Annotated in this window: 13 protein-coding genes; 3 read left to right on the top strand and 10 right to left on the bottom strand. The window is 35.0% G+C overall.

The window, feature by feature from the left end; all coding sequences use genetic code 11:
• The first annotated feature begins 27 nt into the window (after positions 1-27).
• Together H8R24_RS01845 and hemN are read left to right on the top strand one after the other, a co-directional pair.
• Positions 28-1989 carry a DUF349 domain-containing protein gene (locus tag H8R24_RS01845; protein WP_187016784.1) on the top strand — a complete coding sequence of 654 codons (1962 nt, stop codon included), beginning with the start codon at positions 28-30 and terminating at the stop codon, positions 1987-1989.
• A 141-nt stretch (positions 1990-2130) separates the two neighbouring features.
• The gene (gene hemN / locus H8R24_RS01840; RefSeq protein ID WP_187016785.1) at positions 2131-3495 is read left to right on the top strand and encodes an oxygen-independent coproporphyrinogen III oxidase; all 1365 of its coding nucleotides are present in this window, start codon (positions 2131-2133) and stop codon (positions 3493-3495) included.
• A gap of 510 nt (positions 3496-4005) precedes the next feature.
• On the opposite strand, the gene H8R24_RS01835 is transcribed toward hemN, so the two are convergent.
• From H8R24_RS01835 to H8R24_RS01795, 9 genes are all read right to left on the bottom strand, one after another.
• Positions 4006-4239 (bottom strand): YdcH family protein, encoded by a 234-nt coding sequence (locus H8R24_RS01835; protein ID WP_187016786.1) that lies wholly within the window; start codon positions 4237-4239, stop codon positions 4006-4008.
• Positions 4240-4272: 33 nt separating this feature from the next.
• Positions 4273-4974 carry a sulfite exporter TauE/SafE family protein gene (locus H8R24_RS01830; RefSeq protein WP_187016787.1) on the bottom strand — a complete coding sequence of 234 codons (702 nt, stop codon included), beginning with the start codon at positions 4972-4974 and terminating at the stop codon, positions 4273-4275.
• 89 nt (positions 4975-5063) lie between these two features.
• Positions 5064-5513, bottom strand: a complete 450-nt coding sequence (locus tag H8R24_RS01825; protein ID WP_187016911.1) for a FixH family protein — start codon at positions 5511-5513, stop codon at positions 5064-5066.
• Positions 5514-5642: 129 nt separating this feature from the next.
• Entirely contained in the window at positions 5643-7061 is a 1419-nt protein-coding gene (gene ccoG, locus H8R24_RS01820) for a cytochrome c oxidase accessory protein CcoG (RefSeq protein ID WP_187016788.1), read from the bottom strand.
• A gap of 70 nt (positions 7062-7131) precedes the next feature.
• A complete protein-coding gene (locus H8R24_RS01815) occupies positions 7132-8031 on the bottom strand; it encodes a cbb3-type cytochrome c oxidase N-terminal domain-containing protein (protein WP_187016789.1) in 900 nt (299 codons plus the stop codon).
• A gap of 143 nt (positions 8032-8174) precedes the next feature.
• Positions 8175-8345, bottom strand: coding sequence for a cbb3-type cytochrome c oxidase subunit 3 (locus tag H8R24_RS01810; RefSeq protein WP_187016790.1), 171 nt, complete (start codon positions 8343-8345; stop codon positions 8175-8177).
• Between the two features lie 102 nt (positions 8346-8447).
• The gene (ccoN, locus tag H8R24_RS01805; RefSeq protein WP_187016791.1) at positions 8448-10637 is read right to left on the bottom strand and encodes a cytochrome-c oxidase, cbb3-type subunit I; all 2190 of its coding nucleotides are present in this window, start codon (positions 10635-10637) and stop codon (positions 8448-8450) included.
• A gap of 2 nt (positions 10638-10639) precedes the next feature.
• Positions 10640-10831: a cbb3-type cytochrome oxidase assembly protein CcoS gene (ccoS, locus tag H8R24_RS01800; RefSeq protein ID WP_187016792.1), complete on the bottom strand. Its 192-nt coding sequence runs from the start codon at positions 10829-10831 to the stop codon at positions 10640-10642.
• Positions 10832-11047: 216 nt separating this feature from the next.
• Entirely contained in the window at positions 11048-13432 is a 2385-nt protein-coding gene (locus tag H8R24_RS01795) for a heavy metal translocating P-type ATPase metal-binding domain-containing protein (protein WP_187016793.1), read from the bottom strand.
• Positions 13433-13544: 112 nt separating this feature from the next.
• Between H8R24_RS01795 and H8R24_RS01790 the strand changes: the two genes are divergently transcribed.
• Positions 13545-14225: a Crp/Fnr family transcriptional regulator gene (locus H8R24_RS01790; RefSeq protein ID WP_187016794.1), complete on the top strand. Its 681-nt coding sequence runs from the start codon at positions 13545-13547 to the stop codon at positions 14223-14225.
• A 5-nt stretch (positions 14226-14230) separates the two neighbouring features.
• Here H8R24_RS01790 and H8R24_RS01785 read toward each other — a convergent pair whose 3' ends face one another.
• On the bottom strand, positions 14231-15676 hold the full coding sequence (locus tag H8R24_RS01785; protein ID WP_187016795.1) for an APC family permease: 1446 nt from the start codon (positions 15674-15676) through the stop codon (positions 14231-14233).
• Positions 15677-16003 lie beyond the last annotated feature (327 nt).

The raw sequence follows: 16003 nt of genomic DNA, 5'->3' as shown, positions 1-16003 counted from the left end.
TTATTAGGAACCTTACACATTGAACCAATGTTAGAAGAAAAGAATGATAACCTGCAAGATGCAGATGGAAAGTTAAGCACTGATTCGAATGAATCAAATCTAGAAAATGCAACGCTAGAAAAGGAATCGGTAACTGAACCTGTTTTGGATAACGAAGCCGTTGCTGAAAATGCCAATCAAAAAGCACTCAATTCAATTGACGACTCGAATGCAGAAGAAAGTGAAGATGAAACCTTGAAGGATCGTCACGAAATACCGATGCAGGATTACGACACCTTATCAATGGAAGCGCTTGTTGAAGAACTTTCAAGCCTTGTAGCTACTGATAAAGTCATGTCTATCAAAGAACATGTTGATGAAATCAAGAAAGCTTTCTTGGCTAAATTCAATCATTTTATCGAAGAAAAAAAAGAGGAATTCCACGCTGAAAATCCAGATACAACCGAAGATTTTCACTATCATTCTCCTTTGAAAATAAAATTTGACCAAGTTTACAACCAATATAAAACCAATAAAAATGTTCATTTCAAGAGTTTACAAACCAACTTGAAAACGAATTTAGAAAATAGATTAGCCATTGTTGAAGAATTAAAAGAGCTAATTAATCCGCAGGAAAACATCAAAGACACCTTAAAACATTTTAATGAATTAAGAGACCGATGGAAAAATGCAGGATCAATACCTAAGGATAAATACAATCACGTTTGGAATAATTACCACTTTCATGTGGAGAATTTTTATGATTATTTACATCTTGACAGAGAAGCCCGCGACTTGGACTTTAAGCATAATCTAGAGCAAAAACAAAAAATTATTTTGCGCGTTGAAGAATTATTGCACGAAGAGGACATTAATAAAGCCTTCCGAGAATTGCAGGATTTACATAGAATGTGGAAAGAAGACATAGGTCCTGTTTCTAAAGAAAATCGTGATGAGATTTGGAATCTTTTTAGTGATTTGACTAAAAAAATGCATGACAAACGCGAACTTTTATTCGAAAAACTAAGAGGAGCTGAAGTTGAAAATTTAGAAAAGAAAAAAGAGATTATAGCCGCAATTGAAGAATTGGCAACTGTAAAAGTAAATGCGCACTCGCAATGGCTGGGTCAAATTGAAAAAGTAGAAGCTTTGAGAACTGCGTTCTTTAATGCTGGAAAAGTACCTTCTGATGTGAATGAAGAAACTTGGTCGGCTTTTAAAACAGCCGTTCGAAACTTCAACTCTTTTAAAAATTCTTTTTACAAAGACATCAAAAGGGATCAAACTGAAAACTTAAATAAAAAGAATGCGCTTGTTGCAAAAGCAAAAGAACTGCAAGACAGTACTGACTTTGCCGTGACAACTCCTATCATGAAACGCATTCAAGATGAGTGGAAACAAATAGGACATGTACCCCGCAAATATTCTGATAAGGTTTGGAAAGAGTTCAAAGAAGCTTGTAACCACTACTTTGACAAGTTGAAAGAGCAAAAAAACGAAGAAAACGCTGAAGAAATCACTTCGTTTGAAAACAAAAAAACATATCTAGAAACTTTAAGAGAGTTTCAATTAACAGGTGATCATAAAATTGATCTTGATGCGATCAAAGCACATATTGAAGCTTGGAAAAGCCTAGGCAGAGTACCGCACGCAAGAAGACATATTGAAGGGAAATTCAATAAAATCCTTGATGCGTTGTTTGACAAATTAAGTTTGAGTAAAAAAGAAACCGATATGATGCGATTTGCTAATCGTATTGATCAATTATCTGAAGACAATGACACTCGCAAGCTGGAAAACGAAAAGATTTTCTTGATTAGAAAAATTGACGAAGTACAAAACGAAATTTTTCAACTTGAAAATAACATCCAGTTTTTTACGAATACCAAAAATGCTAAAAAAGAAAATTCAATTGTTTTAGAAGTCCGCAAAAATATTGCTATTCATAAAGAAAGCTTAGATGTGTGGAAAGAAAAGCTAGCACAATTAAGAAATTTGAATCAAGAATAAAGTGTACAACAACACTATAAGAAGCCTCAAACTAGTAACAGTTTGAGGTTTTTTTTTATGGTTAAAACTATAGCATGACATTTATCATTTTAAATATTGAGGCTTCCTTGTACTTTTGAATACAAGATAAAAATGCTAGCAATGAAAAATACACTGATTCAAAAATACAATGTTCCTGGACCTAGATATACCAGTTATCCTACTGTTCCGTACTGGAATGAAACTGACTTTATGTACGAGAACTGGATTGCTACTTTAAAACAATCATTTATAGAAAGTAATACCAGAGAAGGAATTAGTTTATACATACACCTACCCTTTTGCGAAAGCATGTGTACTTTTTGTGGTTGCAACAAACGCATTACAAAAAATCACGAGGTTGAGAATCCCTATATACAAGCTGTTTTAAAAGAATGGAAATTATATTGCGGTATACTAGGCGAGCAACCTATTGTAAAGGAAATTCATTTAGGTGGAGGAACACCTACCTTTTTTTCGCCCAAAAATCTTGAAGACTTAATCAACGGTATCTTTTGTCATGCAAAAAAAGCGGTTGATTACGAGTTTAGTTTTGAAGGTCATCCTAATAACACTACACACGCCCATTTGCAAAAACTGTATGATTTAGGTTTTAGAAGAGTTAGTTTTGGGGTGCAAGATTATTCTCCAAAAGTACAAAAAGCCATTCACAGAGAACAACCGTTTCATAATGTAGCCAAGGTTACCTTTTGGGCCAGAGAAATTGGATACACTTCTATAGGACACGATATTATTTTTGGTTTACCATTTCAAGAAATAGCCGATGTAATTGATACTATCGAAAAAACCAAATCATTGCAACCAGATCGTTTGGCGTTTTACAGCTACGCCCATGTGCCATGGATAAAAGGAAATGGTCAACGTGGCTTTAAAGATGAAGATATCCCAAAAGATCAAGAAAAAAGGATGTTGTACCAAGTGGGTAAAGAATTACTTCTTGAAAATGGCTACCATGAAGTAGGAATGGATCATTTTGCTTTAAAAACAGACAGTCTTTACGATGCTTTTGAAACAGGTAAACTACATCGAAATTTTATGGGTTACAGCTCATCAAAAACAAAGTTGATGATTGGGCTAGGTGTTTCGTCTATCAGTGATAGCTGGTATAGCTTTGCTCAAAACGAAAAAAACCTAGAAGACTATTATCAAATCCTAGAATGGGACAAACTTCCTATTTACAGAGGCCATTTACTTACAGCAGAAGACTTAATTATACGCAAACATATCCTAAATCTAATGTGTCAGTTTGAAACTTCATGGGAGAACAAAAGCGATTACTTTGACGAAATTCCCGAAATACTAATCCAACTTAAAGAGATGGAAACGGATGGGCTTGTGATTCTTAATAAAAACAGCATACAAGTCACTGAGGCTGGAAAACCCTACGTTCGTAATATTTGTATGGCGTTTGACTTATTATTAAAACGAAAAGCTCCTGACACTAAATTGTTTTCGATGACGATATAATGACTGATTAGTACTTTTTTTTATTGTTTCGAACGCAGTAAAAACATGATGATGGTTCTCGACTCCGCTCGAACTGACAACTGCAGTCCGCTCGAACTGACAAATTCCTCCCCACTCGAACTAACAATTAGAGTACGCTCGAACTAACAATTCCTACCCACTCGAGCTAACAATTAGAGTGCGCTCGAACTAACAAATTCCTACCCACTCGATCTAACAATTAGAGTGCGCTCGAACTGACAAATTCCTCCCCACTCGAACTAACAATTAGAGTGCGCTCGAACTAACAATTCCTACCCACTTGATCTAACAATTAGAGTGAGCTCGAACTGTCAAATTCATACCCACTTGATCTAACATTGGAATCCGCTCGAACTGACAATTGGGATCCTCTATAAAATCGAATGTAAAAAAGTAACCTTTTCCAGCAAAATAAAAATTCGCAAATTAAGATTTTAATACAATCTCAATTTGCGAATTTTAGTTTTCAATAAATAGTCAGTTACTGTTCTATTCCTTAGTTAACATAGCGTATAACTCATCTTTCAGAAACAATAATTTGGCTTTCAATTCATGTGCATGCCCATCAGTAACCACTTCTGTATCTGTATTTACGCGGTGTACTTCATGTTCCATTTCATTATATTCATCAAATAACTTTCTGAAATGAGCATCACTTTGTTTCATTTCGTGAATTTTCTCTGCGTATTCTGGGAATTCGTGTACTAGATCGTGTCTTTCCATGTTGAATAATTTTATATTAAATTAAAATAGTTTTTAATGACAGTTGGGATTCGCTTGAACAAATAAACTCATATTAGAAGGCGAAACGTATGGAATCCCTAATCCTAATCCTCTAAGAATAAAAAGTACACCTATCAAAACAGCCACATAGGGAATTGCTTTTTGAATCTTGTTGCGAATAGGCAGTGTTAGAAATGAATTTACATAAACCACTGCGCTCATCATAGGCACTGTTCCTAAACCAAACAAAACCATATACAACACTCCCAAACTAGCCGATTGCATGGCTATTGCGCCAAAAAGAGCCACGTAGACCATTCCGCAGGGTAAAAAGCCATTTAACAAACCTATTGTAAACAATGATTTATAACTTTTATTTTTAAACTGACTTCCTAATTGTTGTTTGACTCTCGAAATTATTTTAAAAACTGGCTTGGAGAAGTTATACTTAGCAAATTTTTTCTCCGGTATAATAACAATTAAGATCATAGCAACCCCTATGATAATGGATAAGTTTTGTTGTAGACCTGCCATAAAAAATCCTTTACCTAGCAATCCAAAAACAAATCCAATTGTTCCGTAAGCTGTTAATCTACCTATGTGATAGGTTAAAATTTGCGTTGTTTTTTTAGCAGGATTGTTTCTGTCTACCGGCAACATCATAGCAATAGGTCCACACATACCAATACAGTGCAAACTACTAATTAAACCAAATATGAAGGCAGTATATAACATTGTATTAATGGTGAATTGCTTGATAAGTAAACTACTTAACTGAGAAACTTTAGATCTTTTAGACTTTGAATTTTTGCAGCTAATAAAACTTAATCTACATAAATTACTTCTTTGGTAAGGTACGATTTTCCATCGTACTGCCATTCCATATTAATATCCCATCGACCGCCTACCAATCTTGATTTAGGTATGAGCAAAGTTGGATTAGATAGCGAAATAGGAATTTCAAAATCTAAGTTTTTCATAGACGGTCTATATAGGGATACTTTTCCTTTGATTTTTTCTGGTGTAAAAGTGGCTGGAAACACAACAGTAAACCCTTCAGCTGCTTTACTAATAACAGGCTTTTGAGCCAAATCATGTGCGTTTTGAATTCGGGTCATTTCTTCGCTAAAGCGAGCATCGTGTTTGTAATATTCCTCAACGACCAATTCATTATCGTACTTTGAATTCGATTGCACTTTGATTACAAAATACAAAATGAAGCTCATAAACAATGCAATTGCAATTACGATTCCTGTCCCCCAATTAATTCTAATACCGGTACCACTTGAGGGAGTGATAGATGCAGTATTATTCAGGTCTTTTGGATTAGTATTTTCCATAATTTCGATAGTATGTAATCTATTTATAATTTCCCTACTTTAAATTTCTTTCGGGATTTGTATTTAATCGAAACTACGCGGACTTAAAAAACTAGTCGTGCTCGTTTCTATTTTTTTATCGCCGTCAAAGACTTCGATTTTTAATTTGGTCTTATCACTTTCTAATATAAACTGATTGATCTCAACAAACATAGTTCCTGCGACCATTTCTTGCTTACCAACTTTTAAATGTTGGTTACCCACAAGTTTCAACGTTCCCTTAATACCCACTAATTTAAAGTGAATATCATTAAAGTCGTCGTTGGTTTTATTGATAATCTTATACGTAAACACATTACTGATGTTATCCCCTTTGTGCTCAAACAACTGACCAGGTAATCTTAAAATAACCGTTTCAACTTCGGTTCTTAAAAACAACAATCCTGTTAAAATCCCCACTAATATGGCCAGGATAGCGGTATAACCTTTCATTCTTGCAGTGAATTTGAAAGGTTCTTTTTTCTCAATTTCATCTTCAGAGGCGTAGCGAATCAATCCTTTGGGCAAGCCTACACTTTCCATTATAACATCGCATTCATCAATACAAGCAGTACAATTGACACATTCTAATTGCGTTCCGTTACGGATATCAATTCCTGTAGGGCACACATTAACACATTGCTTACAGTCTATACAATCTCCTTTTCCAGTTGTTGCGCGATCCTCTTGTTTATTGAACTTGGCTCTTCCTACTTCTTTCTCACCTCGAACAAAGTCATAGGCAACATTGATGGATTTGTTATCCAATAAAACACCTTGTAATCTACCATACGGACAGGCTATAATACATACTTGCTCTCTAAACCAAACAAAAATAAAGTAGAACACTGCCGTAAAAATAGACAAAGCAATCAGCGTGCTTAGATGCGTTGCGGGGCCGTCTTCAATCATTTGAATTAGTTCGTCACTACCAATGATATATGCCAGAAAAACATTTGCAATAGCGAAAGAAATGATTAAAAAAAGTGTCCATTTTATGGATTTCTTTTTAATTTTTTCAGCATTCCATTCTTGCTTATTCAGTCTGATTTGAGCACCACGATCACCTTCAATCCAGTATTCAATTCTTCTAAAAACCATTTCTAAGAAAATAGTTTGCGGGCAAATCCACCCACAAAATATTCGACCAAAAATGACCGTAAATAAAATTACAAAGACCACTCCCACAATCATAAACAATACGAAAATGTAAAAATCTTGTGGCCAAAAAGGAAAGCCAAAAATATTAAAGCGACGTTCTAAAACGTTGAACATCATAAACTGGTTTCCATTTATCTTTATAAACGGATTTGCTACTAAAATGATCAATAAAAAATAACTCACCCACTTGCGATAATCATAGAATTTCCCTGATGGCTTCTTGGGGAAAATAAATTTTCTTTTCCCTTGGTCATCAATGGTTCCAATGGTATCTCTAAAAGCTTCGTTTGGTAATTTTGACATTTTAATTGGTATTTTAATTCTACCTTTTGACACCATTTATTTAACATCAAAAGGTAGTGAATCAGTGTTGTTATTTTGCTTCCAGAGCTGCGGCCTCGTCTACCCAAATTTCACCATCTGGTGCTTTTGGATCAACAGGGTTGCTTCCCTTAAGAGAGATAACATAACTTGCTACCTTTTGCATTTCTTTAGGTTTTAAAGTCCCTTTCCAAGAAATCATTCCTTTTCCATCACGACCACCATTAACAAGGGTGTGAAATATATTTTTTATACCACCACCTAGAATCCAATGATCATCTGTTAAGTTTGGTCCAATTTGTCCACCAGCATCTGCTCTATGACAAGCAGCACAATTTGTTGTGAAAATTGTTTTTCCAATAGCTAAATCAGCAGGATCGGTCAATAAGGTTACTGTTTTCTCATCCATTAAATCGGGTGCCGTTTTCATATATTCGGCCACATCAATTTTGGCTTGAGCCAATTCTTTTTTCAATTCCATTTCTTGGTTGTCACCACCCATCATTTCAAATCTAACAAAATAGATTAGTGCAAACGCGATACAACCGTAAAACAAATACACCCACCATGGCGGTAAATTATTATCTAATTCCTTGATACCGTCATAATCATGATCTAATAACAAATTTGCTTCATTTTCAATAGGCTCCGTTTTTGTCAACTTTTGCATTAAGTTCTTGAACCATGCACTTTCTTTATAGCTCACAGTGCTTGCAACTGCTAATTTTTCTTTTTGCTCCTCCGTTAGCATTTGATACGTAATGTTATCAATAGCTTTAACAGTAATTTCTATAGCAATTAATAGAAATAAGAAAACAAATAGAAATAAAGATACCATTGGGTATTTTATAAATGCCGCGCGATCGCCAGAATCTATAAAGTATTCCATAGCGCCAAACACGAAAAAGAAAATTACGGGTACTCTTACGTATGCTGGGATTAATTTTTTCATTTTATCAGTTTTGATATCCGCTTTATTATACGTTCTCAAAAAATGTATAGTACAGCTGGAATTGATTAATTATTTAGGTTAGGTTATGGTTTTACTTTTGATTAAACAAAAGCGCATCCAGACCAATTTTATTTTATGAATATTTAATTATCCTGTAAAGGGATTTGGCTTAATTCATTTAGTTTCTCTTTTTTATAAGATAGAACCCAGATACCAAGTCCTACAAAGAATATAAAGAAAATTAATAGTGATAGTATCGGATAGATCGCAACTCCCGCGATGGTCTCCATATTGTGTTTTATTTGTTCGAACATATTTTTTAGTTTTAAATTACTTAGGTCCTTAGACTCTAAGCTCCTAAGCTTTTGTAGATACAGCGTTCCTCACAAGCTTAGAATCTTAGGCCCCTTAGTAAATTACTTTTTATCTTTCACTTTAATATCAGTTCCTAATCGCTGAATGTACGAGATCAATGCTACAATTTCTCTTTGATGCATAGGGACAAATTCTTCTCCTTTAGCAGCAGCTTTCTTCTTACTGTCCTCATAACTTTTCACAAAGTCAGGGTCGGCTTTTAGGTTATTTTCAATTTTTTGTGATTGTTCTTTGATTGCATTTTTAGCATTTGCTACTTCGGCATCAGTATAAGGAACTCCAAGTGTTTGCATCACTTTCATTTTTCCTTCGATATCTGAAATATCCAACGCTTTATTGTCAAACAACCATTTGTAACCTGGCATAATTGAACCTGCCGATGTACTTTGAGGACTCCACATGTGATTGAAATGCCAATTGTCATTGTACTTACCACCTACTCTTAATAAATCTGGACCTGTACGTTTAGAACCCCATAAAAATGGATGATCGTAAACAAACTCTCCCGCTTTAGATTGTGGTCCATAACGCTCTACTTCTGAACGGAAAGGACGTACCATTTGAGAGTGACAACCTACACAACCTTCACGTATGTATAAATCACGTCCTTCTAATTCTAGTGGTGTATAAGGCTTAACACTTGCTATCGTAGGTATATTAGATTTCACCATGATAGTAGGCACAATTTGAATAACTCCTCCGATCAAGATTGCTATTGTAGCAAGAATTGTTAATTGAATTGGTTTTCTTTCCAACCAAGGGTGGAATTTTTCACCTTTTATTCTACTACTACTGATTTTTTGTAATTCTGGTGCTTCTGCTAATTCATCTTCAATAGTTTCGTTAGCCATTAATGTTTTGGCGATATTATAAACTAAAACAAGCATTCCTGTAAGGTATAAAGTACCTCCAATTGCACGCATCCAATACATTGGCATGATTTGCGTAACTGTTTCTAGAAAGTTACCATAAGTTAACGTTCCATCAGGATTGAATTGTTTCCACATTGAGGCTTGTAAAAAACCAGCAACATACATTGGTAAAGTATATAAGATAATTCCAAGTGTTCCAATCCAGAAATGGAAATTAGCTAATTTAGTTGAGAACAAAGGCCCTTTTGTCATTCTTGGAACCAACCAATAAATCATACCAAAAGCCATAAAACCATTCCAAGCCAAAGCACCTACGTGAACGTGAGCAATAATCCAATCCGTAAAATGCGCAATAGCATTTACATTTTTAAGAGACAACATAGGTCCTTCAAAAGTAGCCATACCATAACCCGTAATGGCAACTACGAAAAATTTCAATACAGGATCAACTCTTACTTTATCCCAAGCGCCTCGTAAGGTCAACAGTCCGTTGATCATACCTCCCCAAGATGGTGCAATTAACATAATAGAGAAAACAACTCCTAAGTTTTGAGCCCAGTTAGGTAAAGCCGAATATAATAAATGGTGTGGTCCTGCCCAGATATAAATAAATATCAAAGACCAAAAATGCACAATAGACAATCTATAAGAGTACACTGGACGATTTGCTGCTTTAGGCACAAAGTAATACATCAACCCTAAGAAAGGTGTCGTTAAGAAAAAGGCAACGGCATTATGACCATACCACCATTGAACTAACGCATCTTGTACCCCTGCGTATACTGAGTAACTTTTCATTGAGAATAACGAAACAGGAATTTCTAAACTATTGAAAATATGCAATACCGCAACTGTTACAAAAGTGGCTAGATAAAACCAGATTGCTACATATAGATGACGCTCTCTTCTTTTTATCATTGTACCTATCATGTTGATACCCATTACTACCCAAATTAAGGTAATTGCAATATCTATAGGCCATTCTAGTTCGGCATATTCTTTAGATGTACTGTAACCCAAAGGCAGTGTAATTGCTGCGGCAACAATAATTAATTGCCATCCCCAAAAGTGAAGATTACTTAAAAAATCGCTGTACATCCTTGCTTTAAGCAATCGTTGCATCGAATAATACATTCCTGCAAAAAAAGCATTTCCTACAAAAGCAAAAATTACTGCATTAGTGTGTAAAGGTCTTAATCTACCATAACTTAACCACGGAATTCCGTCAGTTAAGTTAGGAAAAAGAAACATTGTAGCTAACGTAAGCCCAACAAGCATTCCCACTACACCAAAAAGAATGGTAGCGTAAATGAACTTCTTTACAATTTTGTTGTCATAATAAAACTGCTGCATTTCCATAATCAAATTTGTTTTTTTTCTGTTGTTTGTATTTGTTTTTGGGGTGTTTTCTTGATCTCATCGTCAAAAAGCATCCTGACTGAGGGCGTATAGTCGTCGTCATACTGGCCACTTTTTACTGCTACTATAAAAGCAACAAAAAAGCCAATTGCAACGAATATGCTAATGGTGATTAATAAATAGATGACACTCATACCTTAAATTTGTGTTAAACAAAATTACTGCGCTACTCCTTATATAAATATGATATTTATCATACTTTGATTTTTTGTTATGAAAAAAGTAGGTTTTAAATAGCCCCGATCGCAGCAAATTATCCTTTTTAAAGGTGGAGGCACGGAGCCTTTAAAAAGATAATGCGAAGAGCGGGACAACTCTTGAATTGAACTACTTTATTACTGCTCCTTATTTTACTCTTTTTTTAGCTTTCTTGAATAATAATTACTCATTATAGTCACAAAACTAACGATGGTGATGGTGCTCAAAGGCATAATTATAGCCGCTACCAAGGGTTTTAAATTTCCGGTGATAGCAAATGAAAGCCCAACCACGTTGTAGAGCAAGGAGAGAACGAAACTCATTTTTATGGTGGTCATGGCTTTTTTTGAAAGGCGCAGAAAATAGTGCAATTGGTCAAATTCGTTGGCTTCTAGAATCGCATCACAAGCGGGAGAAAAAACGTTAACATTCTCTGAAATCGAGATTCCGATATTGCTTTGCGCCAATGCACCAGCGTCATTTAGTCCATCACCCACCATCATGACATTCTTACCTTGATCTTGTAGGTTTTTAATAAATTCAAGTTTTTGCTCTGGGTTTTGGTTAAAAATCAATTCGGTTCCTTGCGGCAAAAAAGTCTCCAGCGCTTTCCGTTCACCATCATTATCTCCCGATAAAACTTTGATTTGATACGATTGTTTCAATCCTTTAAAAAGAGACTCTAATCCATCACGGTATTGATTGTTAAAAATATATTTTCCGTAATACTTGCCGTCAATTGCAATATGAACGGCAGTTTGCAATACACCTTGTTCTTCGTTTTTACCAACAAATACCGCAGACCCAATTTGGAACTTTCTATCCTTGTAACTTCCTTGAATTCCTTGGCCGTTTATTTCCTCGAAATCTGCAATGACAACCTTACTCATATCTGGCAAAAAGTCATATAACATGCGGCTCAAAGGATGGTTTGAGGCGCGAACAATGTTCTTAATAGCAACCAATTCATCACCCCATAGCGGAGCGCCCTTATAAGAAATACTCGATTTTTTATTGGTAGTAATCGTTCCTGTTTTATCAAAAACAATGGTATCTACTTTGGCTAATTGTTCGATCACCAAGGCATTTTTAAGATAGAATTTTTTCTTACCTAAAATGCGTAAAATATTTCCCATAGTAAACGGCGCAGTCAATGCCAAGGCGCACGGACAAGCCACAATTAAAATAGAAGTAAACACATTGAAAGCTGTAATGGTGTCTATAAAAATCCAATATCCAAAGGATAAAAACGCAATAAGCAACAAAATAGGCGTAAAATAATGACTAATGGTATCCGTAATGTTTTTATGGCGCTGGGTGACATTTTTTTGAAAAATATCATTACTCCACAACTGCGTTAAATAACTTTGAGAAGTAGATTGCAGCACCTCCATCTCTATTACTTTACCTATTTGTTTCCCTCCCGCAAATATCTTATCACCTGAATTTTTAGTAATGGGAACAGCCTCTCCCGTCACAAAACTATAATCAACAGAAGCGCTGTTACTTATTAAAATACCGTCAACGGGAATTAATTCTTGATTTCTAATCAATAATCGATTGCCTTTTACAATGTCATAAACCGGAACACTTTCTTCAGAATTGTCTGGATTGATGCGTGTGATAGCAATGGGGAAATAGGATTTAAAATCGCGTTCAAAACTCAAAAAACTATAGGTTTTGATTTGAAACATTTTACCTAAGAGCATGAAGAATATCAAACCTGTTAAGCTGTCAAAAAATCCAGATCCATAGTCAAAAACGATATCAACGGTGCTACGAACAAACATCACGACGATTCCCAATGCAATAGGAATATCGATATTTAAAATTTTTGATCGAATGCCTTTATAAGCTGAAACATAGTAACTACTTGCTGAATAAAAGAATGATGGCAAGGAAAGTGCAAAAATCAACCATCTAAAAAAAGGACGGTAGGTATCGAGCCAATATTCGGTTACTTCAAAATATTCTGGAAATGATAATAACATAATATTTCCAAAACAGAAAAAAGCTACCCCTAATTTATAAGTCAAACTGCGGTCTACGCTTTTCTTACCTGTCTCGTAATTCTCTAGACTTATATACGGCTCATACCCTATTGAGCTCAATAAATAGACAATTTCGCTCAGGGAAACTTGCTCGGGATTATAAGTAATTCGGACTTTCTTCTCTGGAAAATTAACCTGAGAACTACTTATTCCTTGTTGAAGACGTTGTAAATTTTCCAGAATCCAAATACACGAGCTACAATGTATATGAGGAATGCTAAGTGAAACAATAGCGGTTGTAGTTTCTTGAAAATCCAACAACTTTGCAATAATGTTTTCATTGTCTAAAAATTCATATTTACCTTTAATATCTAATGGGGTTGCTCCAGGGGATTTTTCAAAATCATAATAGCACGTCATATCATTCACACTAAAAATTTCATACACAGTCTTGCAACCGTTGCAACAGAAATTTTTATTGTCAAAAATAATCTCTTCTTCTTTTATAATATCTAATCCACAATGGAAACAGTTTTGTGTGTCCATAATTTTGCTCATTTTACCTGTTGCAAAGTTCTTAAACGAATGTTAATGAAAATATGATATATGTCATACTTAATGATTAAATTTGTAGCAATCCACCAAAAAAAAATTCTAAATGAGTAAATGCGAGCAATGTATTGTTAGAGAATTTAGTTCATTAAAGGCGCTAAACAAAGACGAATTACTTAAAATTGCGGACTGTAAGACTTCTTACACTATAAAAAAAGGAGAAACCATTTTTGTAGAAGGTGAAAATGTAAACGGAATCTTTTGTATCAAAGATGGCGTTTGTAAAATGAGTAAATTAAGCCAAAACGGTAAAGATCAAATCATTAAATTAGTAAGTAAAGGTGAGTTACTAGGACAACGCTCTATGATTAGCGATGAACCCACCAACTTGAGTGCAATAGCATTAGAAGACATGGAAGTTTGCTTTATCCCAAAAGCAGAAATCATGGGTTTCTTTGACAATAACAATCAATTTTCTATGAATGTTATGAAAAGCATTTGTGGTGATTTGAAAGATGCTGATACACACACTGTTTCTATGGCGCAAAAAACAGTCAAAGAAAGACTAGCCGAAACATTAATTTATCTCGAAACTTCTTTCGGGAAAAACGAAGACGGCTCACTACACATTCAGCTTTCTCGTGAAGAACTGGCTGGAATGATAGGAACTGCGACAGAAAGCTGTATCCGTTTGTTATCCGACTTTAAGAAATTAGGACTAATCGATTTATCTGGAAAGAAAATCACCATTTTAAACCTAAGTAAACTTAAAAAACTAGCCGAATAAAATTCTTATTTTTTATTCATCAAAAAATAATATACCGGAATCCCTAACAAAACAATTCCTAGACCTAAACCCGTATTTACAGTATCATACACTAATAACGTCAAACATATTCCAGTAGTAACCAGAACGTAAATTGCTGGCACAAATGGATAACCAAAAGCTTTGTAAGGTCGCTCTGTAGTAGGTTCTTTTTTTCGAAGGATAAAAACACCTATGATAGTTAAGATATAAAACAACAAAGAGGCAAAAGTGGCATAAGTCAATAAATCCCCAAATTTTCCGGAAATTGCTAACACACTAGCCCAAATGCATTGTACCCATAAAGCTTTGGCCGGAACTTGATTTTTGTTTAGCTCTGTTGCTTGCTTAAAAAACAAATTGTCTTTTGCCATAGCATAAAACAACCTACCACCCGATAGAATCAGTCCGCTATTAGCACCAAAAGTAGATACCATAATTAAGGCCGCCATTACAAAAATGCTAACATTTCCCATAATCATTCCGGCAGCTGCTGCTCCTACTCGATCATTCTTGGCAAACATGATGCCGCTATCAAAAACTGCTGTAGCTCCTGCTGTTCCCTGCATAGGCAACAACGCTAAATAAGCCACATTAGCCAAGACATAAATAATTGTAACAATCAAAGTTCCTAAAAACAAACTCCTAGGGATATTTTTTTTGGGTTCTTTAATTTCGCCTGCTATAAAAGTAACATTATTCCATGCATCACTTGAAAACAAAGAGTTTATCATAGTTGCAGCTGCAGCACCTAATAATGCCATTCCGCCAAGCTTAGTAACTGTAACGGTACCATCAGGATTTAAAACTGTTTTACTAGCGTCCCACATATTAGTAAAGTTATTAGCCAAAACGTCTGTTTTCAATCCCACATATATCCCTAAAACAATTAAGGCAAACAGAGCAATCAATTTAGCCGATGTCAATATCAGCTGTACTATTTTACCGCTTTTCACCCCTTGCGTATTGATATATGTGAGTAGAATAATACTTAAAATAGCCAATAGTTTGCTATTTGTAAAAACAAATCCATCACCTACTTGAAAAAGAGTATCATCTAAGGCCGGAAAGAAAATTGCAGCATAACTGGCAAATGTTACCGCAATTGCAGCAATTACCCCCGTTTGAATCACTGTAAAAACCGTCCATCCGTAAAGAAAAGAAATCAACCTACCATAAGCACGCTGAATGTATACAAATTGTCCACCGGCATTGGGCATCATTCCTGCAAGCTCGCCATAACTTAAGGCCGCAGCAACTGTAATTAAACCAGTAACCAACCAGATTACTAACAACCAAGCTGCCGAACCTATATCACGAGCCATTGCTGATGTTACAATAAAAATCCCCGAACCTATCATAGAACCCGCTACTAAGCTAGTAGCATCTATCAATCCTAAAGAGCGTTTTAACTCCGTTTTATTTTCCGACATAGTTGTGTGCTATTGACTTGTATTTTTGTTTTTATGCTTTCGCAAAAAATAGATGTATATTTTTTTCGCTTCTTCTCAATTTGAAATATTTGAAAATCACCGATTTTCCAATTCCTATTTTTTAGGAAGCCGCTTCGCTTCTTCCCAATTTGAAATATTTGAAAATCACCGATTTTCTAATTCCTATTTTTTAGGAAGCCGCTTCGCTTCTTCCCAATTTGAAATATTTGAAAATCATCGATTTTCTAATTCCTATTTTTTAGGAAGCCGCTTCGCTTCTTCCCAATTTGAAATATGTGAAAATCACCGATTTTCCAATTCCTATTT

Origin of the sequence: Flavobacterium muglaense, from assembly GCF_014305155.1 — a bacterium.
GTDB classification, from domain to species: Bacteria; Bacteroidota; Bacteroidia; order Flavobacteriales; family Flavobacteriaceae; genus Flavobacterium; species Flavobacterium muglaense.
The sequence above is the reverse complement of the archived record's forward strand: the minus strand, read 5'-3'. Positions and strand labels throughout refer to the sequence as shown.